This window comes from Psychrobacter pacificensis (assembly GCF_900101915.1).
GTDB lineage: Bacteria > Pseudomonadota > Gammaproteobacteria > Pseudomonadales > Moraxellaceae > Psychrobacter > Psychrobacter pacificensis.
The window spans coordinates 1-20,094 of the sequence record NZ_FNAL01000025.1 but is presented as its reverse complement, the minus strand read 5'-3'; the positions used below and the strand labels follow the sequence as shown (position 1 = coordinate 20,094).

Annotated in this window: 16 protein-coding genes; 10 read left to right on the top strand and 6 right to left on the bottom strand. The window is 44.9% G+C overall.

The genetic code is table 11. The annotated features are described in order from the left end of the window. Window positions 1–47 precede the first annotated feature (47 nt). From rpmI to BLR43_RS11685, 5 genes are all read left to right on the top strand, one after another. A complete protein-coding gene (gene rpmI / locus BLR43_RS11705) occupies window positions 48–245 on the top strand; it encodes a 50S ribosomal protein L35 (RefSeq protein WP_058023536.1) in 198 nt (65 codons plus the stop codon). A gap of 135 nt (window positions 246–380) precedes the next feature. After that, window positions 381–737, top strand: a complete 357-nt coding sequence (gene rplT / locus BLR43_RS11700) for a 50S ribosomal protein L20 (protein WP_071002829.1) — start codon at window positions 381–383, stop codon at window positions 735–737. 307 nt (window positions 738–1,044) lie between these two features. Continuing rightward, window positions 1,045–2,100 carry a phenylalanine--tRNA ligase subunit alpha gene (gene pheS, locus BLR43_RS11695; RefSeq protein WP_093071232.1) on the top strand — a complete coding sequence of 352 codons (1,056 nt, stop codon included), beginning with the start codon at window positions 1,045–1,047 and terminating at the stop codon, window positions 2,098–2,100. Between the two features lie 102 nt (window positions 2,101–2,202). Beyond that, window positions 2,203–4,608, top strand: a complete 2,406-nt coding sequence (gene pheT, locus BLR43_RS11690) for a phenylalanine--tRNA ligase subunit beta (RefSeq protein ID WP_093071231.1) — start codon at window positions 2,203–2,205, stop codon at window positions 4,606–4,608. Window positions 4,609–4,855: 247 nt separating this feature from the next. Continuing rightward, window positions 4,856–5,155 (top strand): integration host factor subunit alpha, encoded by a 300-nt coding sequence (locus BLR43_RS11685; RefSeq protein WP_058023539.1) that lies wholly within the window; start codon window positions 4,856–4,858, stop codon window positions 5,153–5,155. A 166-nt stretch (window positions 5,156–5,321) separates the two neighbouring features. Here BLR43_RS11685 and BLR43_RS11680 read toward each other — a convergent pair whose 3' ends face one another. After that, a complete protein-coding gene (locus BLR43_RS11680) occupies window positions 5,322–5,684 on the bottom strand; it encodes a hypothetical protein (RefSeq protein WP_071002831.1) in 363 nt (120 codons plus the stop codon). A 545-nt stretch (window positions 5,685–6,229) separates the two neighbouring features. Between BLR43_RS11680 and ypfJ the strand changes: the two genes are divergently transcribed. Next, on the top strand, window positions 6,230–7,120 hold the full coding sequence (gene ypfJ, locus BLR43_RS11675; RefSeq protein ID WP_093071230.1) for a KPN_02809 family neutral zinc metallopeptidase: 891 nt from the start codon (window positions 6,230–6,232) through the stop codon (window positions 7,118–7,120). 152 nt (window positions 7,121–7,272) lie between these two features. On the opposite strand, the gene BLR43_RS11670 is transcribed toward ypfJ, so the two are convergent. The 3 genes from BLR43_RS11670 to trxA all read right to left on the bottom strand — a co-directional run bounded on the left by BLR43_RS11670 (window position 7,273) and on the right by trxA (window position 9,939). Continuing rightward, window positions 7,273–7,500, bottom strand: a complete 228-nt coding sequence (locus BLR43_RS11670; protein ID WP_093071229.1) for a glycine zipper 2TM domain-containing protein — start codon at window positions 7,498–7,500, stop codon at window positions 7,273–7,275. Window positions 7,501–7,819: 319 nt separating this feature from the next. Further along, window positions 7,820–9,088, bottom strand: a complete 1,269-nt coding sequence (gene rho, locus BLR43_RS11665) for a transcription termination factor Rho (RefSeq protein ID WP_093071228.1) — start codon at window positions 9,086–9,088, stop codon at window positions 7,820–7,822. 524 nt (window positions 9,089–9,612) lie between these two features. Further along, window positions 9,613–9,939 (bottom strand): thioredoxin, encoded by a 327-nt coding sequence (trxA, locus tag BLR43_RS11660; RefSeq protein WP_093071227.1) that lies wholly within the window; start codon window positions 9,937–9,939, stop codon window positions 9,613–9,615. A 392-nt stretch (window positions 9,940–10,331) separates the two neighbouring features. Between trxA and BLR43_RS11655 the strand changes: the two genes are divergently transcribed. Further along, window positions 10,332–11,045 (top strand): RluA family pseudouridine synthase, encoded by a 714-nt coding sequence (locus BLR43_RS11655; RefSeq protein ID WP_093071226.1) that lies wholly within the window; start codon window positions 10,332–10,334, stop codon window positions 11,043–11,045. 89 nt (window positions 11,046–11,134) lie between these two features. Then, complete coding sequence (locus BLR43_RS11650) at window positions 11,135–12,760, top strand: flavin-containing monooxygenase (RefSeq protein WP_093071225.1); 1,626 nt, start codon at window positions 11,135–11,137, stop codon at window positions 12,758–12,760. 21 nt (window positions 12,761–12,781) lie between these two features. On the opposite strand, the gene BLR43_RS11645 is transcribed toward BLR43_RS11650, so the two are convergent. Next, window positions 12,782–13,729, bottom strand: coding sequence for a D-2-hydroxyacid dehydrogenase (locus BLR43_RS11645; protein WP_093071224.1), 948 nt, complete (start codon window positions 13,727–13,729; stop codon window positions 12,782–12,784). A 418-nt stretch (window positions 13,730–14,147) separates the two neighbouring features. Here BLR43_RS11645 and rapA point away from each other — a divergent pair, with 418 nt between their 5' ends. Both rapA and BLR43_RS11635 read left to right on the top strand, forming a co-directional pair. Beyond that, window positions 14,148–17,051: an RNA polymerase-associated protein RapA gene (gene rapA / locus BLR43_RS11640; protein ID WP_201587448.1), complete on the top strand. Its 2,904-nt coding sequence runs from the start codon at window positions 14,148–14,150 to the stop codon at window positions 17,049–17,051. Between the two features lie 373 nt (window positions 17,052–17,424). Then, on the top strand, window positions 17,425–18,327 hold the full coding sequence (locus tag BLR43_RS11635) for an acyl-CoA thioesterase (protein WP_071002837.1): 903 nt from the start codon (window positions 17,425–17,427) through the stop codon (window positions 18,325–18,327). A 112-nt stretch (window positions 18,328–18,439) separates the two neighbouring features. Here BLR43_RS11635 and mutY read toward each other — a convergent pair whose 3' ends face one another. Further along, window positions 18,440–19,726, bottom strand: a complete 1,287-nt coding sequence (gene mutY / locus BLR43_RS11630) for an A/G-specific adenine glycosylase (protein WP_093071223.1) — start codon at window positions 19,724–19,726, stop codon at window positions 18,440–18,442. Window positions 19,727–20,094 lie beyond the last annotated feature (368 nt).

Below are 20,094 nucleotides of genomic sequence, written 5' to 3'. Positions count from 1 at the left end.
GACTATTTGACGACCAGGTTCTAAAACAGAAAAAGAGGCAAATCATCATGAAAGTTAAGATGAAAACCAGAAGCGGTGCCGCTAAACGCTTCAAAAAAACAGCAAACGGCTTTAAACGTAAACAAGCATTCAAAAGCCATATTTTGACCAAGAAATCACCTAAGCGTATTCGCCAGTTGCGTGGTCTTAAGTTGGTACATAAATCTGACGAAGCAGCCATTCGTCGTATGTGCCCATACATCTAATAGCCTACTGTCATCTATCTTTGATTGAAAACTATCTGATGAAATGATAGTTGACTTTGCAATCTGACAATGATGTTTGTTATTTGACAGCATCATCACTCGCTTAACAGTGATTACAAAATCTTGGAGTAAATTATGGCCCGTGTAAAACGTGGTGTACAGGCAAATCGCCGTCACAAAAAAATCTTAAAACGCGCAAAAGGCTACTACGGTGCCCGTTCACGTGTTTACCGCGTAGCGGTACAGGCAGTGACCAAAGCTGGTCAATATGCTTATCGTGACCGTCGCAACAAAAAACGTACTTTCCGTCGTCTTTGGATTGCACGTATCAATGCTGGTGCACGCTTAAACGGCTTAAGCTATAGCCGCTTTATCAATGGCTTGAAAAAAGCAAACATCGCAATCGATCGTCGCGTTCTAGCAGACATCGCTATGCATGATGCAGCGACTTTCACAGCATTGGTCGAAAAAGCAAAAGCGGAACTAGCATAAATATTAACTACTCTTTAGAGATTAAGTAGATATAAAATTTATCTAAGTAAGCGTCTAAACGAATAGAACTAATATTGATTAATAGTACGATATTAATAAAAGCTACCGCTGGTCGGTGGCTTTTTTTATTTTAAATTATGGTGTATTTACTTAGTCTGAGTGGATACCAGCACCTGCTCTTTATCTGTCTAAATATTCAAGCCTTTTAGACCACTTATCTTTATGAAGATAACGGGATAAATGGTTTGCAATATTTGGTCAAACCCCTACAATTAATAGTCCGTTCAAATCAGGAATAATGCGTCTTATGACTAACCCTGCTGCTACCAACGACTTGTCGGCGCTACCGACCTTGTCTTCAGAGCTAAACGAGCTCAATGAAGCTCAGCTTACCGACTTTGCGAGTGCTGCTGAAGCTTTGATTCTACAAGTAACTGATGCGCGTACCTTGCAAGACTTGCGTGTGCAATTGACTGGCAAAAAAAGCCCATTGACGGGCTGGTCAAAGCAGATGGGCAAACTCGATGCTGATGATAAAAAAACCTACGGTGGCTGGTTGCACGAGGTGCGTAGCCGCATTCAGCAAGCGCTGAGCGATCAACAGCAGCAGTTAGAAGTCGCCGCGCTCAACGCCAAGCTAGAAGCAGAGAGCATTGATATTACGTTGCCAGCTCGCGGTGGTCAAAAAGGTCATCTGCATCCAGTAACGATGATTACTCAGCGTATGCAGCAGTACTTTATTCAAGCGGGCTTCAATGTTGCCACCGGCCCTGAAGTTGAGAGCGATTACTATAACTTTGAAGCGTTGAATATCCCGTCGCACCATCCTGCACGCGCGATGCATGATACATTCTATTTCGATGCGCATTATCTACTGCGTACGCATACCAGCCCAGTGCAGATTCGTACCATGGAAAAGAACGATCCGCCGATTCGTATTATCTGCCCAGGCCGTGTTTATCGTAACGACTCAGACCAAACCCATTCACCGATGTTCCATCAGTTAGAAGGCCTTATGGTCACAGAGTCGAGCACTTTTGCTGAGCTAAAAGGTCTGATTAGTGAGTTTCTAGAAGCATTTTTTGCCAAAGAGCTGACCGTACGTTTCCGTCCTTCATTTTTCCCATTCACTGAGCCGTCTGCAGAAGTAGATATCTTAGATGATAACGGCAAATGGCTTGAAGTGATGGGCTGCGGTATGGTACATCCACAAGTATTGACCAATTGCGGTATTGATAGCGACAAATACACAGGCTTTGCATTTGGGATGGGTATCGAGCGCTTTGCGATGTTGTATTACGGTATTGATGACTTACGTTTGTTTTTCCAAAATGACGTGCGCTTCTTAAAGCAATTTGGCTAACGTGCTTTTGTTGATATAAAAGTGCTCCTTGTTAATACAACAAGTTAATTTGCCAAGCTTTACTCCAACATCTTTATTATAAAATTCTGATCCGAGATATTTATGAAAATTAGCGAACAGTGGCTACGTCAATGGGTAAATCCCCAAAATACCAGCGAACAGTTGGCTGAACAGCTGACGATGGCAGGGCTTGAGATTGATGACCGTTACGCAGTTGCCCGTGCATTTAGCGGTGTGGTCATCGGTGAAGTTATCAGCGTTGAGCCGCATCCAGATGCAGACAAACTGCGTGTCACGCAGGTAAATATTGGCGACGCTGAGCCGCTGCAAATTGTCTGCGGCGCACCTAATGTGACCGTCGGTATGAAAGCACCGGTTGCTACCGTTGGTGCGATACTACCAAGCGATGACGCAAAAGGTTTTAAGATTAAGAAAAGCAAGCTACGCGGTGTTGCCTCAAACGGCATGCTATGCGGCGCCTCTGAAATTGACTTGGTAGATGATATAGATGGACTGCTTGAGTTGCCTGAAGATGCACCAGTTGGTACCGATATCCGTGAGTATTTAGGTCTAGATAATCAGATATTAGATATCTCTATCACCCCAAACCGTGGTGATTGCTTTAGCGTTCGCGGTATCGCTCGCGAGATTTCAGTCATCAATGACTTGCCTGTACAGTTGCCAGAGATTCCTGACTATGTAGTCGCTTCTGATAATGGTGCAACGCCCGCTGTAACTGTTGATGCGGTAGAGGCGTGCCCTCGCTATCTGTTGCAATCGATTAGCAATATTGATCGTAGCATCGATACTCCAAAATGGATGCAAGATGCATTGGTACAGTCAGGACTACGTTCACACAACTTCTTGGTCGATGTGACCAATTATGTTTTGATGGAATTGGGGCAACCGCTACACGCTTTTGATGCCGATACCATCGAAGGTGATATCGTTGTGCGTTTGGCACAGCCTGATGAAACCATTACTTTGCTCAACGAGCAAACGGTTACGCTAACCGGTGATGAGCTTGTGATTGCTGATGACAAAGGTGCCTTGGCACTGGCTGGCATTATGGGTGGTCAGCGTAGCAGTGTCACCGATAGTACGACCAATATCGTGGTAGAAAGCGCTTTCTTTAATCAACTGGCTATCGCTGCGCGCGCACGCCGTTTTGGATTGCATACCGATGCATCACAGCGTTTTGAGCGTGGGGTCGATTTTGAATTGCCGGAACTTGCCTTGGCACGAGCTTGTGACTTGATCACAAGCATCACGGGCGGCGAAGCAGGTCAAATAGTCACGGCCGAAAACCTTGAGCATCTGCCAGCACGCGAACCGATTACATTGCCAATCGCGAAAGTACGTGATGTTATTGGTATTGATATCGAGCCATCAGAGATGGTACGTATCTTAACTCAATTAGGTTTTGAGGTAGAGCAGCAAAACGACGCATTGATTTGTAAGCCGCCGTCTTACCGTTTTGATATGAGTATCAAGGAAGACCTCATCGAAGAAATTGCCCGTATCTATGGCTATGACAATATTCCAAGCGTATTGCCATATTTGCAAGTCAGCATGGATTATGACGATACTGCAGATTTGACTCATGGGATGAAGCTAGCACTGGTCGATAACGGTTATATGGAAGCCATCAGCTTTAGCTTTAGTGATGCAAAATTAGAAGCATTGCTTGATGATGAAGCGCTAGGAGAGGTGTTGGCACTGGCAAACCCTATCTCTAGTGATTTGGCGGTCATGCGTCGTACCTTGCTGTCAAGTTTACTGCCTTGCGTGCAATATAACTTGAATCGTCAGCAGCCACGCGTACGTTTCTTTGAGACGGGTCTTAGCTTTGTTGGACAAAGTATCAGTGATTTGGTGCAAACCCCAAGCATTGCATTGGTCGCAGTGGGTGATGTATGGAGTGAGCAGGCTTATCAAAACCGCGTCTTAGATTTTTATGATCTCAAACATGATATTGAACAGTTATTACCAGCGCAGATCGATAGCGCCCGTATTCGCTATGAGCGTAGTGCGCTGAGCTTCCTGCATCCAGGACAAAGCGCTGAGTTATATATCGATGATATCTATGTTGGTTGGTTGGGTCAGCTACATCCAAATACTGCTAAGCAGTTGGATCTGCCAACGACATGGGTTGCCCAATTGTCACTGGCACCGCTATTGACGATTGCTCGTGAGCAGCATTCGATTACGACGCCTAGCAAGTTCCCACAAGTGCGCCGTGATATTGCTATTTTAGTAGACAGTGATATCAGTTTGCAGACTTTAGAGTCAACGGTACGAGCTGCGGCAGGTGATTTGTTGACTGATCTGTGGCTATTTGATGTGTATCAAGGCGATAAAGTACCGACTGGTCAGCGCTCATTGGCGTTTGCACTTGTATGGCAAGATGCTACACAAACCCTATCAGATGAAGCTGTAAAAACTGCCACTGATAAGGTTGTACAGGCATTAACGGATCAACACGCAGTCCAGTTACGTGACAGCTAATATTTAGTCTTTAAAAGACCCAATGCCCTATAGCCTCTTCAGTTATGAGGCTATGGAGCATTGCTATTCGTAAAAACTATTATTTATAACCCTTTTACTTGTAAAACAAGTTAAGTCATTATTAATAAAGGATTTTAATGTATAGTTTATTAAAAACTACTCAAAAAACCTTTATAATAATTAGACTTAACCCTCATACCGCTAAACCATGATATTCGACATCACGACATAGCATAGGAGTCGTACTGTGAGCACCTTAACCAAATCTGACATGATTGAGCACTTAATGAGTCATCTAAATCTGACACGCCAAGAAGGTCGCTGTCTGGTGGAGAACTTTTTTGATGAGCTGTCAGATAGTTTGATTGATGGCAAAGAGGTCAAGCTTTCAGGCTTTGGCAACTTTGAGCTTAAAGACAAAAACAGCCGTCCAGGCCGTAACCCTAAAACAGGAGAGCCTGTCGCCGTATCCGCGCGCCGCGTGGTGACTTTCAAGACAGGACAAAAGTTTCGTCAGAAAGTTGATGAGCGTTTATTTGATACTTAGTGTGTTATTGAGTATGACAGCTTGCTTGTTTTCGCTATAGCCTTGTATAGCCAATAAATACCAAGTATGGTTATAGGTAACTAGCTGTCATAAATTGCAGGCATAAAAAAAGAGAGCATAGGCTCTCTTTTTTTTATTACCGTTTATTTATTGTATGAACAATAAATTACTGAGCTGGCTCTTCAACAACAACTTCGTCAGAAGCGTCAACAGCAGCAGTATCAGTTTCGCTAGCTACGTCAACGCTAGTAGTAGTGCCGTCTACAGGAACTTCAGCGTCCATTTCGTCAGTAGCAGTTGCCACTTGAGCGTCAGCGATGTCAGCTTCAGCGTCAGCAACAGCAGCGTCAGCATCAGCAGGGATAGCTTCACCGTCAGCAGCGCCTTCAGCTAGCTCTTCTTGTGCGTCTTGCACTTCTTCTTGCGCGTCAGATAGATCTTCAGCAGCGTTTTCTTTGTTGCTGTCACAGGCAGTTAGGCCCATAGTTGCAGTCATGATACCAGCTAGAGCAAGTAATTTAAGTTTCATAAGGTTTTCTCCGGAAAAATGAAATGAGCAGTAGCAGCAACAAAGGACGAATTCCGAGGTTTCTCAGAATTCAATTAGTCTTAGTTACAGCTACTCAGCTTCCACGCATTCTATATGTTTTATATGAAAATGGAAATAGGGTTGTACAATTAAGTAACAATAATATTTAAAATAATATTTTACTTCATCTGTTCGATAGTATTTTTAATACAACAAACCTGATTAATCGACGTATAATCAATGACATCAGACTGTTACGGCACAATATGCAGTCCTACTTTTGGCTGTAATTTAACGTATTTATGGTGTTTGGTTAAGTAAAATTAGAGTCGATTGTCTCGTCTAATGAGGCACAAGTACGCCATTAATATGGGACAAGTAAATATGGGACAAGTAGGCCATGATAATTAGCGCTATTTATATTAAGAAAAATTGCTTGTGAGTGAGCAAACCAAAAATCAAATCAACGTATTGAGCGGCATACTGTACAACATGAATAATGAACAATACGAGTGATTATATCTCGTATATTTGAGGAATAAACTATGAAATGGCAAGGCAGACGAGGCAGTTCTAATGTTCGCTCTAGTACGGGCGGCGGGAAAATGATAGGTGGTGGTATTGGCGGTATCATTATCGCAGGTATTTTATGGCTGGTATTTGGGGTAAATCCTATGACTGCGCTGCAAACAGGTCAGGTAATCGCTGGTGGTGGTAGTAATGGAACCTCTAGCGAACCTGCGACAAGCGATGATCGAGATACCCAGTTTGTCAAAGTTGTGCTGGCGGATACTGAAGAGGTCTGGCATCAGATATTTAACGAAGCGGGTAGTACTTATAAAGAGCCCTCGCTAATTCTGTTCAATGGTCAAGTAAATTCGGCGTGCGGTAGTGCCAGCGCGGCGACAGGGCCTTTTTATTGTCCAGGCGATCAAACGGTCTATTTAGACACATCATTTTTTGTGGAGATGCGTCAAAATCTGGGTATCGCAGGGGATCAGCAAGGCTCTGGGACTCAGGAAAACCAAGGTAAAGCAGGTGATTTCGCGCAGGCTTATGTTATCGCACATGAGGTGGGTCATCATGTTCAGACGCTACTAGGTATTAGTCAGCAGGTCAATGAAGCCCGTCGGCAAGTGACCCAAGCACAATCCAATAAGTTGTCAGTGTTACAAGAGCTGCAGGCAGATTGCTTTGCTGGCGTTTGGGCGCAGCGTAACCAAGAGCGTGTACAGTTTTTAGAAGCGGGCGATATTGATGAGGCTATTAATGCTGCCGGTCAGATCGGCGATGATCGATTGGCACAGGCGAGTGGTAGAGCGGTTGCGCCTGATAACTTTACGCATGGTACCAGTCAACAGCGTGTTGAGTGGTTCACTCGGGGCTTAGAAAGCGGTAATGTACAATCTTGCGATACCTTTAGTGGTGCGCTTTAAAAGTAAGATTATTTTTTGTAACTCCGCCTATGGGTTATCAGTACAACAATAACCACGCAAAAAAAAAGCCTGCAATCAATTGCAGGCTTTTTTATTATTTTCTGGTTGATATCACTCAATTTAATAATGAAGAAATATCAGTGTAGAAGGATTTAGTTATTATCAAGAATGTAACCACCAGCGCCACCGATAGCTGCACCAGCCAATGCACCACGAGCGATGTCTTTGCTGTCGCCTTTACTTCTGATAAGTGCGCCAGCTGCGGCACCTGCTGTTGCGCCTTTAGCGGTATTGCTCATACCACCATATGAATTACAACCAGTCATGATGAGTGCTGAGCTCGTAATTGCTGTCATTGCGATCGTCTTAGCAAATTGCATATTATCACCTATTTATTCGTCAAGTTTGAAATATAATACCTTTAAAAAAACAATGTCCATGATATTTTCAAATGTATTCCTACTGTCTACCATAATAGTAGGTTAGTAGATAGTTAGTCGTAGTAAAAACGCTAAACTTTGCAAACGACATGTAATTGATGTTTCCAGACTGTATCATAAAACGGGTACTTGCTTATATGAGGTACTTAACGCAAAAATAGGTAGGCGAGTATTTTGGCAATCGGAAATAAAAAAGACCACCGAACGGCAGTCTTTATATCAAGCAAACAATGGCATGCCTTGGAAAAATATGCGTAAATTAGTTCTGTGATTTGCGTTTCATTTGCTCAAAGAACTCGTCATTGGTTTTCGCTTCTTTGAGACGCTCCAACAAGAATTCAGTAGCTTGGACGCCATCCATCGGCTGCAGCAGTTTACGTAAAATCCAGACTTTACGTAGTTTATCTTCGTCCAACAAGCGCTCTTCGCGGCGTGTGCCTGATTTTTTGATATTGATTGCAGGGAAGACACGTTTTTCGGCCAAGTCGCGCTCAAGGGTGATTTCTTGGTTGCCCGTTCCTTTGAATTCCTCAAAGATCACGCTGTCCATCTTACTACCAGTATCAATTAACGCACTGGCAATAATCGTCAAACTGCCACCTTCTTCGACATTACGCGCAGCGCCAAAGAAACGCTTTGGACGCTCAAGCGCATTGGCATCCAAACCACCGGTCAATACTTTGCCTGATGATGGTATGACCGTGTTATAGGCACGTGCCAGACGAGTGATCGAGTCTAATAAAATCACCACATCTTGCTTATGCTCGACCAGACGTTTGGCTTTTTCGATGACCATCTCAGCCACTTGTACGTGACGCTGAGGTGGCTCATCAAAGGTAGAGGCAACGACTTCACCGCGCACGGTACGCTCCATCTCGGTGACTTCCTCTGGACGCTCATCAATCAACAGGACGATTAAGTAGCATTCAGGATTATTGCGAGTGATGGACTGAGCAATAGATTGCAATAACATCGTTTTACCCGCTTTTGGCGGTGCGACAATAATAGAGCGCTGACCTTTACCAATTGGTGCAATCAAATCAATGATACGCCCTGTCAGATCTTCGGTAGTACCATTACCAAGCTCAAGCTTTAGCTGCTCAGTAGGGAATAGCGGTGTTAGGTTCTCAAAAATCAGCTTATGACGTGAGCGATCTGGCGTATCAAAGTTGATTTCACCAACTTTTAGTAACGCAAAATAACGCTCAGAATCTTTTGGTGGGCGAATCGTACCAGCGATACTGTCGCCCGTTTTTAAGCTGAAGCGGCGAATTTGACTAGGGCTGACATAGATGTCATCAGGACCTGCTAGATAAGAGCCTTCTGATGAGCGTAAAAAGCCAAAACCATCAGGAAGAACCTCAAGCACACCGTCACCATAGATGGCTTCACCGTTGCGGGCATGGGTTTTTAAGATAGCAAAGATAATGTCTTGTTTACGGCTACGCGCCATGTTATCAAGACCCATTTCCTTGGCAATAGCCAACAGCTCAGAGATTGATTTTTTCTTTAATTCAGTTAGATTCATAGATAGGTCATTAGCAATTGATCAGATGAGAGATGCCATTAGCAGCACAAGTCACGACAGTGAGTAAAACGACAGTAATATGATGATAGAAGGTATTTGTACAGCGCAATGGCTTATGTAGTGTTGGTATTGCATGTCTGCTTATAGACGCATTGCTATCGCTGGATGCAAGGTCATAAGAATTAGGAATAAAAAAGGCTACATAAGAGTCTGCGTCAAAAACTCAATATCAGTCATTGCGTTTAGTCATTTCGTTTAGCAATGGTGTTTATAATGACGATTGTGTTTTTGTTGATAAACACGAGGAGAATAGCGACAAGATACTAGGAAAACAGATGGTTTTCTCTTGTCAGCAGACTATACGGTCTTCACAATAGCGTTGTCAATAAATTTTGCCAAAAAATTCGTATAATCAAGTTTTTTGCACAAAAAACAAGCAAAAAGCCATTATCGTTATCAGATAATGGCTTTCTTTATCGCTTTAGCTCATTGATTCAAAAAACTTTGAAATGATAACATTCAGCTTATAAATGCTTGTCCAATACTTTGGCCAATTCAGCTTTTGGCTGTAGACCCATCACTGAATCTACTTTTTCGCCGTCTTTGAAGACAAATAAAGTTGGGATGTTGCGGATACCAAAACGGCTCGCTGCTTGTGGGTTGTTATCCACGTCAACTTTAACGATCTTAACTTTACCTTGGTACTCAGTCGCTAAATCTTCTAAAATAGGCGCAATCGCTTTACAAGGACCACACCAAGTTGCCCAAAAATCTACCAATACAGGAAGATCTGATTCTAGAACGTCTTGGTCAAAGTTTGTGTCGGTAGTATTAAAAATAAGGTCTGACATAATTTTATCTCTCTTGTTTTATTCATTCTGTCACCACAAACCAGCTGTCATATTTATCCAATAATAAGTGGGTTAGTGGTTAAAGAATCGTTCAGGAGTGGTGAAAATGTGCCATTATATTAACATGTTTGCTCAGTCTTGACAGATTCAGGCTGGTTAAATTGTTCAACAATTACGATTAGCACAATAAATCAAAGCAGAATGACACAGGTTGGTTTTTCTCTGTTACGTGTATCATTGCTTTGCTAAAACATACTTTTTGAGCACTTTTAGCCGTCTGTTTTTACATTGAATTATCCCACTTTTACTCTCAATAAATAGGGCGCTACTGTGCCAAAATAACAGCCGCCAAAGCCCCATATTACGTTTAATTTATATAAGTAGTTACTGTTATGCCTTTTACTGATGAAGAAGTCGATGCCCTTAACGTGCAAGAAAATGCCTATCCGCTTGAGTTTTTCAAGGATTTTGCGCAAGAGATTACGGTGTACGAAGATGATGATATTTGGGTAGTGGATAAACCAGCAGGGCTGTTAAGCGTCGATGGCAAGACCCTCAAAGTGAGTCTGCTTGCTCGGCTTGAGCGTGCCAATCCAGCGGTAAAACTGATTCATCGATTGGATATGGACACGTCAGGGCTAATTATTTTTGCAAAAAATGCCGCTGCCCAAACCAATATCAGTAAACAGTTTATTGAACGCTTACCGCAGAAAAAATACCAAGCACGAGTTTTTGGGCAATGGGAGCAGGTGGGCGCAGCGGGTGAGATATCGGTGCCAGTACGCTATGAGCCGACGACCAAGCCGCGTCATATCGTTGATCATGACTGGTCAAAGCATGCTTTAACACTGTATGAAGTCATAGCGCACGAAATGTGTGATGGTCAACCAGTTACCCGAGTGATGCTTAAACCCGTTACGGGTCGCAGCCATCAACTACGCGTGCACATGGTGCATGCAGGTCATGTGATGATTGGCGACCCGATTTATGCCGAGGGCGCGGCACTCAAGATTGCGCCAAGGCTAAATCTACATGCGCAGCAATTGCGCTTAAAGCATCCAGTATTGGGTGCTTGGATGGACTGGGAAAGTCCATGCCCATTTTGATGCATTAGCTGCCTGAATATGAAGTCGAAGCGCGCGATTAATAGAAGCACTAAGGCTATCGCTGATCATGTAAACACAAGGATGAGAATATGCTTGATATCGCTACTACCAAACAGGCGATTAAAAGTCGCCTCGCACGTAGACAGTCGCAAAGGGGTAAGCCTGCCGATTATGAAGTGCTGATTATTGGTGCGGGCATTGCGGGTATCGGTATGGCCTGCCGCTTACAGCAACTAGCGCATAAAAATCTATTTGGTCATAAAGGTGCAAAAAAACAAAGGCGGAACAGATCAGTTAACAACAAAAGAGGCTCGCAGCGCTTTGTCATATTAGAAAAGAGGGCTGATTTGGGCGGCACGTGGGATTTATTTACCTATCCTGGTATCCGTTCTGATTCTGATGCCTTAACCTTTGGCTATAATTTTAGACCGTGGCTAGATTATAGAATGCTGGCAGCAGGTGGCGATATCAAGCGTTATATCGCTGATACGGCGCGCGAGTTTGGTATTACGGAGCATATTCGTTACGAGCATGAAGTTCAGCAAATATCATGGTCGAGTATGGATCAGTTATGGACAGCAACCATAAAAAATCATGCGAGTGGCGAAGTGTTCGCTAAGACGGCAAAGTTTATCGTCGGTGCTACGGGCTACTACGACTATGAGCAAGGCTATCGACCTCATTTTGCGGGAGAAGAAGATTTCCGCGGTCGTATTGTCCATCCGCAGCATTGGGGTAATTTAGATTATAACGACAAAAAAGTGGTTATTATTGGCAGCGGTGCCACTGCAATGACGCTATTGCCGGCATTGGTAGATGAAAGCAGCGAGCAGTGTGCGCGTCATGTCACGATGCTACAGCGGACACCCACTTATGTGGCAAGCGTACCGGGCGATGATCATGCTATCGACTGGCTATCAGGCAAGTTTTCACCTTTATCAAAAGAGCAGGCCTATACGGTACTGCGAGCGCGCAACGTGTTGCGGCAGCAAGGGCTGTATAAATTAGCCACTCACGCGCCCAAGCTGATGAAAGCTGTGCTAAAAGGCGGCGTGACAAAAGAGTTAAAAGGTAGCGGCGTTGATGTCGAGCACTTTATGCCCGACTACAATCCGTGGGATCAACGCGTATGCGCTGTGCCAGACAGTGACTTATTTAAGTCTTTGCACGGTGAGCGTGCAGCAGTGGTCACCGATCAGATCGACCACTTCACTGAAACCGGTATTATGCTGCAATCAGGCGAGCATCTTGAGGCTAATATCATCGTCACAGCAACCGGATTGAAGCTGCAAATGCTAGGCGGAGCAGCGGTATATATCGACGGGCAGGCCATTGATATCGGTACGCGCATGACGTATAAGGCAGTCATGATCGAAGGCGTGCCTAACATGGCGGCCTTATTTGGCTATACCAATGCCTCATGGACGCTAAAGATTGATCTGGCGTGTCAATATGTGGTGCGGCTGTTGAGTTATATGCACAAAAACCGCTACCAAGTCGCGCTGCCACAGGCACAGGCGGCGAATGCTACCGCCTACGCCCAAGCAGATACGGTGATGGGATCGCTATCGTCTGGATATGTCAGACGTGCCCAAGACAGACTGCCGAAGCAAGGCGATCGCTACCCATGGTACGTGACCAACAACTATCTTAGCGACCGTGTGATGCTCAAATACCGCAAAATAAAAGACGACTGGTTGCGGTTCAGTCGTTAGGTTTTAATTGATCGATAGTCGCTATTGATGCTGATTATCGATAAAGTCAGCAACTTGTTTGCTTAATATCTGCCACAAGGTCTCTTGGGCGCTTTTGCTGCCCCAAGCATTGTGCGGGCTAAATATGACGCGTGGATGGTCGCTGAGACTGAGTAATGGGTCATCGTTCGCGATGGGCTCTTGTTCAAATACATCACTGGCATAACCGATGATTTGCTCGTTGTTAATCGCATCAGTCAATGCTTGGCTATCAACGACGCCGCCACGAGCGACATTGACGATGAGCGGTTGTTTGCTCATTTTTGCCAAGGTATTTTTATTAATGAGGTGCTCGGTTTGTTCAGTCAATGGGCAATGCAAACTGAGGACATCTGCACGAGCTAATACCTCATCAAATGCCGTATAATCGTCGTTGCGCGGCGTACGTCCTTGATGCTCCGCCCATAGAACTGTCATACCAAATGCACGCGCGATTTCGGTCACGCGCTTGCCAATGGTGCCAATACCAATGATGCCTAGCGTCTTGTCTTCCAAATCTATCAGCGGAATATCCAGCAGACAAAAATTCCCGTTTGCTAGCCATGTGCCATCAGCGACTTTTTGATGGTAATGAATACCGGCACGCATCGCAGTCAGCATGAGCATAAAGGTATGCTCAGGCACGCTTTTTACCGCATATCCCGCCACATTATAAAGTGCTACGCCATGTTTATCGCAAGCGGCTTGATCGACGTTATTCATGCCAGTGGCGGTCAGTTGAATCAATTTTAGCTTAGGTAGGCCAGCGATCACCTCCGCGCCAATTTGCACTTTATTAGTGATGATAATATCGGCATCTTTACAGCGCTCAATAATGAGATCTGTGTCTTTTGGCGTATCGTTATAAGTGACGTAATCGCCTATGCCTGCTGGTGCGGGCAAATCAATGCCATCAGAAAAAGTGCCTTTATCCAAAAAAACGGCTTGCATCATGATTCCTTATTTATTGTTGTCCTATAGATAGAAATAGTTGTCAAATGAATCGTTATGGGCTTAATGTAGCACGTTGGAGTTTTTAGTCAAAAACGAATCCATTAAATATTGGCTAAGTGGTGATAAGCGTTTAAAAACAAAGTAATTTATATCATGAGCGGATTTACTGAGCATGATTGGGCCCAAAGACCTTATAAAGTCATGGGTATCATAAGCCGCCTCTTGAAAATTGAACTTAACGCACTCATCTAGCCGCTAACGTTATATAATGGTAAGGCTTGGCTATTGGTTTCACTAACATTATGACACTGCGTTTGCATCTATTGATGATTTGCCTCATTTTTAACCTGACTACTATCACAAGCCACCATTGCTATCTAATTTTTAATTATCTGAGTACAAAAGACATCGCCTTATGACTATCTCTATTGCTTCATTGCACAGTACTGAATTCGCCGTTGGCCAACGTTATTTATCTGATACGGAGTCTGAGCTTGGCTTAGGTGTGGTTATCGATGTCGATGATCGATGTGTGCATATTTTATTTCCACAAAGTGAAGAGACGCGCGTCTACGCAAAAAACTCTGCGCCACTATCGCGCGTGGTGTTTAAGGTTGGCGATACGATCTATGACCAAGATGGCAAAAGCTATACAGTCAATGCTGTCGATGAAGTCATGGGTGTGCTCAAATATAGCGTCGATGAGCACGAGGGCGGCACTGCTTCTAAAGGAATAATGGAGACGCGCCTTGCGGCCAATATCACGCTAGCCAAGCCGCTTGAGCGTCTGCTCGCTGGTCGTATCGAACGCGGCGATTGGTACGAGCTGCGCCAAGATATCTTGCGTATGCAATCAGCGTTGGCAGGTCATCCACTCAAAGGGTTGATGGGTGCGCGTGTTGATATCATCGAGCATCAGCTCTATATCGCACACGAAGTCGGTAAGCGTATCGCGCCGCGTGTGCTATTGGCTGATGAAGTGGGCCTTGGTAAAACCATCGAAGCGGGCATGATTATCCATCAGCAGCTACTAACGGGTAAAGCTGAGCGTGTTTTGATTTTGGTGCCAGACAGCTTACAGTATCAATGGATGATTGAGCTGCGTCGTCGTTTTAATCTGAATTTTGCATTGTTTGATTTGGTGCGCACAGCTGCGATCAAAGAACATGATCCTGAGCAAAACGTCTTTGCCACTGAGCAGTGCATCATCGCGGGCATGGATTTGTTGCTTGATCATCCTGATTTGTACGATCAGGCGATGGAAGCGGGCTTTGATCTATTGGTCGTCGACGAAGCGCACCATTTGCACTGGGATGAAGAGCAGGGCGGCAATGACAAATACGATTTGATTGCTGACTTTGCTGAAGAGACGCCTGGGGTGATGCTACTGACAGCAACGCCAGAGCAACTTGGCGCGCAGAGTCACTTTGCCCGTTTGCGCCTGATAGATCCTGATCGCTTTGATGATTTGGATGAGTTTATTGATGGGCAAGAAGCCTTTGCCGAAACCGCTGCCGTCGCTGGCGTCTTGATAGAAGACAAGCCACTGAGTGATGGGCAAATTGCAGCTTTGAGCCATTTATTAGACATTAGTATGGATGAGCTGGGCGCAATCAATGACGATGAGCGCTTGCGTACTTATGCCCTTAACGAGCTACTGGACCGTCATGGTACCGGCCGTATCTTATTTCGCAATACTCGTGAGAGTGTCAAAGGGTTTTATGGACGAAGCCATCAGCCATATCCACTGCACCTGCCTGACGCATGGGTTGATAGCTACCAAACCACGGGCAAACTGCGTGAGCAGCTATGGGGTGAAGAGAATCAACCAGATGGTGGCTGGCTAGAAGATGATCCACGCGTCTCTTGGTTGGTTGATATCTTACGCGGTGAGCTTAAGCAACAAAAAGTGCTATTAATCGCTCGCAGTGGCGCGACGGTAGAGAGCTTAGAGGCTGTATTGCGTCTGCATGCCGGCATCAAAACCGCCATCTTTACTGAGCAGATGACCCTGCTTGAGCGTGACCAAGCAGCAGCATTTTTCGCAGATAGTGAAGGCGCACAAATATTATTGTGCTCAGAGATTGGCTCTGAAGGTCGTAACTTCCAGTTTGCAAGCCAGCTGATACTCTGGGATTTACCGGCCAATCCAGATACTTTGGAGCAGCGTATCGGTCGTTTAGATCGTATCGGTCAGACACAGCAGATCATGCTGCATGTGCCTTACGTACAGGGCACGGCGCAAGAGCGTCTTTACCATTGGTATAACGATGCGCTGAATATGTTTAACCAAATATCACCAACGGCACAAAGCGTGCAAGAGCAGTATATCCAAGAGCTCAAGCCTGTACTTGAAGGCGCGGATACTGCGGATAACAATGCTATCTTACAAGACATCATTGATGAGGCGCTACAGACGCGTTTGGGCCTAGAGGCGCAGCTACAAGCGGGCCGTGATCGTCTGCTAGAGTACAACTCGTGTCGTCCGCGTGTCGCTGGACGTATTGCGGATGCCATGCGTGACTTTGATGGCAATAATTTGTTGCCGCATTTCATTGAGCGCTTCTTTGCCTCTGCCAATATCGACCATAATATCCAGCGTGATGGCTCGTGGGTCATCGCACCGATTGATAGCACTGAGATCAGCGACTATATCGATGGCTTGCCGCTTGGTGATGAAGATGGTATGACGTTGACTTTTGAGCGTGAGCAAGCGCTTCAGCGTGAAGATATCGATTTTATTACGCACGAGCATCCATTGATGCGCGCTATTTATGAGCTTGCCAGTACTAGCACCTTTGGTAATACGACAGTGGCTATGCTAAAAAGCGCCGCTGTGCCGCAAGGGATGGTACTGCTAGAAGTAAACTTCCGTGTCGAAGCCATCGCCCCAAAAGTGCTCAATCTGCCAGCGACCTTGACCACGCAAAATATTCGCGTATTCATCAGTGAGCAGGGCAGTGATTTGTCCGCTCGAATCAGTGCCGACATGATCATGCCGCATGTTGAACGCTTGGATAAAAACCGTGCTCGTCAAGTGATCAAAGTGCGCGGCGATGTGATCGAGCAGCGTTATTACGAGGCTGAAGACATCGCACGCGAGCAAATCGCGGAGATTGGTGAACAAGCAAGTGCGCGCTTTAGTCAGCAGTGGTCACGTGAGATCAAACGTCTCAAGCACTTGCAGACCATTAATCCAAATGTACGCCCCGAAGAGATTGAGCGCCTAGAGCAGCTCAAGGCCCAAGGAGAGCAAGCGCTTGGTAACTTATCGCTAGTGCCGGACTCTATTCGCGTACTGGTAGCAGTGAAGCCATAAACTTTTAGATGATAGTCAAAAACGAGATGTTGTTAGACATCTCGTTTTTTTATGAATGAGATTGCTTGGACGAGTAAAGTAGATGCGATTTTTTATCGCAAATCGTTAAGCAATACTTATGAGCAAGCTGACAGTAACTAGTCAAAGCCAACAATATTGGGTAAGATATTTACCTTTTCTATCGAAAATGAACAGATAGCCATGGCCTGATGAGCTATGGCTGTGTGTTTGTTCTAAAGTCTCTCTTGTATATATTAGCAAGCGATCTCATATTATTTTAAATTCAAGCGCTGCAGCTATATGGCATCGAGATTGTTAGATGCTTACTTTTGGATGCTGAGCGTGTTTGATAAAAATAAGGAAACATATTGTCATGTCCGATAATTCACAACTGATTGATGAGCTGCTGGCTACAATCGCGCTTATTGAGGTTACCCCCGATGTCTTTGAGGGTAAGAGCCATGATTATGTGGGCAGTCGTATATTTGGCGGGCAAGTATTGGCCCAAGCGATCATGGCAGCAGCGCATACATTAGATCAAGACAAGCCTTGTCACTCGTTGCATGGGTATTTTTTGCGTGGCGGTGATATCAATCAACCAGTGATCTATCAAGTGCGCCGTCTGCGTGATGGTCGCAGTTTATCTGCGCGTGAAGTGACTGCTATTCAGTACAAAGAAGTACGCGGTAAAGCGCCTGTTGAGCAAGTGATATTTTCGATGATTGCGTCGTTTTCTCCCATGGAGGATGGCCTTGCGTATCAAGAAGACATGCCTGTTTATCCACCGCCAGAAGATCTATTGACCGAGCAAGATTTAAAAGAAGAGTACGTGGGCAAAGTACCAGATGCGCTCAAAGCACGGTTTATGCGCCGCCGTCATGTCGAGATAAAGCCTGTCAAACCGCGCAATCCGATCAATCCAGAACCAATGAAACCTAAGCAAGCCAACTGGCTGCGTATTCGCGAGCTAGGCAATCAGCCGGTGGCGATTCAGCAAGCGCTATTGGCGTTTTCGTCTGATTTTTACTTGGTGGGCACGGGGCTCATGTCACATGGCGTAAGCTTTATGACCAGCGGGTTGCAAGCGGCTAGTATTGACCACTCTATGCACTTCCACCGTGAATTTGATTTGAATGATTGGCTGCTCTATGACATGTGGAGTGATACCACGTCCAATGCAAAAGGGCTGAACCATGGGCAGTTCTGGCAAGATGGCAAACTGGTTGCCACCGTGCAACAAGAAGGCCTAATGCGCTTGCGTGTGCCAAAGTCCTAACCCTAGCCTTAGCGCTATTTATTGTTAGCTACTGTCATCTTGTCATCATAAAAAAGCGACTCACTATAGTTAATGAGTCGCTTTTTTTTATGCCAGTTTTTTACACTAATTTTTATTCTAAGATTTTAATCATCGCACGAGGCAATCCTAGACTGTCTTGTGCTGTTTGTTCGGTGAGCCATTTAAAATCAATCTCAGCTGCTGCTAGTTTCTCGTTGAGTTCTATCGTTTGCGCAGCATCGACAGTGAGTTTGCGCGGTGTTAAATACCAATGAAAATGCGTCAATGAGTGCTTGATAGGGGCGTCATCTAATAAGGTATTGCTAACTGATTCGGTTACCAGTTCATTCTTTATTAGCCATTCATTAATGATTTGCTCAGCAGTGGTGAACTCTGTCTCATAGACTTTTTCATTACTACGCACGCCACTTGCCAAGCTTGATGACTTATCGTCGCTCGTGACTGGTTTTTTAGCAGTATTTTTGCCAGTTATCTTGCTATTTGCTTTACCATCAATTTTTTCTACGAACTGTAATGGCAAGCTCCATAATCCGCCCCAAATGCCGTTATCAGGGCGTTGTAGCCACAATATTTCACAGTCTATATTTTCTATCAGCAATGCATCGCTAAACTTACTCGGTTTGGGCTGTTTTTTCGCTTTGACAGGATAATCAGTCTCGCGTCCCTCAGCATGTGCCAAGCAATCTTCTTGTAGCGGACATAATCGGCAAGCAGGTTTGCTACGCATACATAACGTTGCGCCCATATCCATCATGGCTTGTGCGAACAGTCCTGAGTTCTCTGTCGGTGTTAAACGCTCCGCTAATGCCCATAACTCTTTCGTCGTAGCAGATTTGGTAATGTCGCCGTCGATAGCGGCCCAACGTGTCAGCACCCGTTTGACATTGCCATCGCAGATAACGCCATAATGATGCAATCCCATCGCCATAATCGCGCCTGCGGTCGATGGCCCAACGCCCGAAATCGCCTCCCAGTCCGCTAGCGTCTGCGGAAAATCACCGGTCTCGTCAATTATCTCGGCCAGTTGCTTTGCGCCTTTATGCAAATTACGCGCGCGTGCATAGTAGCCAAGCCCCGCCCAATGCTCGGCGACCACATCCCAGTCAGCAGCGGCTAAGTCTTGCACGGTCGGAAAGGTGTCCATAAAGCGCGCAAAGTAGGGCAGTACTGTGGTCACTTGTGTTTGCTGAAGCATCACTTCGGATAACCAAACGACATAAGGATTGGGCGTATCGGTCTGGTGCTGTTGCCACGGCAAATCATGGCGACCGTTTTCGGCAAACCAATCGAGTAGGCGCGGGGCGAAGGAGTTTAGAGATGTTTTAGAGTGATTAAAGTTGGTTTCAGAAGGTATAGAGTTAGCAGTTGGCTGGGTCATAGGCTCTTATATTTGATTTTTTGAAGGTAAACAATTATACCTGATATACGTATTTGCTACGACCCAACTTTGGCGCAATGCTATTAAATAATATAATAAAAATAACTACTTAACGATATCGAAAAGTAAAAGGTTATTTATAGTATGATCAATATAATGATGAATTGATGAATTTTTACTATTATGTTGAATCAGGTTGTCAACGCTATCTTTTAGCTCATAAAGATCTAAATTCTTTCTTAGCGTCATAATTGTATCTCTTTGTTCCCAATGGTCGAGACCATCCCGAATTCTGTGTAACTGCCATTTAGATTAAATGCTTACTGATACGGTCATCAAACATAATCATAAAACGATTAAGGGCAGAC

Bases quoted from the DNA above. Each gene is read 5' to 3' on its own strand.
- BLR43_RS11680 (WP_071002831.1), bottom strand. From the start codon at position 5,684: ATGAAACTTAAATTACTTGCTCTAGCTGGTATCATGACTGCAACTATG.
- BLR43_RS11650 (WP_093071225.1), top strand. From the start codon at position 11,135: ATGCTTGATATCGCTACTACCAAACAGGCGATTAAAAGTCGCCTCGCA.
- pheS (WP_093071232.1), top strand. From the start codon at position 1,045: ATGACTAACCCTGCTGCTACCAACGACTTGTCGGCGCTACCGACCTTG.
- rpmI (WP_058023536.1), top strand. From the start codon at position 48: ATGAAAGTTAAGATGAAAACCAGAAGCGGTGCCGCTAAACGCTTCAAA.
- BLR43_RS11670 (WP_093071229.1), bottom strand. From the start codon at position 7,500: ATGCAATTTGCTAAGACGATCGCAATGACAGCAATTACGAGCTCAGCA.
- mutY (WP_093071223.1), bottom strand. From the start codon at position 19,726: ATGACCCAGCCAACTGCTAACTCTATACCTTCTGAAACCAACTTTAAT.
- rapA (WP_201587448.1), top strand. From the start codon at position 14,148: ATGACTATCTCTATTGCTTCATTGCACAGTACTGAATTCGCCGTTGGC.
- ypfJ (WP_093071230.1), top strand. From the start codon at position 6,230: ATGAAATGGCAAGGCAGACGAGGCAGTTCTAATGTTCGCTCTAGTACG.
- BLR43_RS11645 (WP_093071224.1), bottom strand. From the start codon at position 13,729: ATGCAAGCCGTTTTTTTGGATAAAGGCACTTTTTCTGATGGCATTGAT.
- BLR43_RS11635 (WP_071002837.1), top strand. From the start codon at position 17,425: ATGTCCGATAATTCACAACTGATTGATGAGCTGCTGGCTACAATCGCG.
- pheT (WP_093071231.1), top strand. From the start codon at position 2,203: ATGAAAATTAGCGAACAGTGGCTACGTCAATGGGTAAATCCCCAAAAT.
- rplT (WP_071002829.1), top strand. From the start codon at position 381: ATGGCCCGTGTAAAACGTGGTGTACAGGCAAATCGCCGTCACAAAAAA.
- BLR43_RS11655 (WP_093071226.1), top strand. From the start codon at position 10,332: ATGCCTTTTACTGATGAAGAAGTCGATGCCCTTAACGTGCAAGAAAAT.
- trxA (WP_093071227.1), bottom strand. From the start codon at position 9,939: ATGTCAGACCTTATTTTTAATACTACCGACACAAACTTTGACCAAGAC.
- rho (WP_093071228.1), bottom strand. From the start codon at position 9,088: ATGAATCTAACTGAATTAAAGAAAAAATCAATCTCTGAGCTGTTGGCT.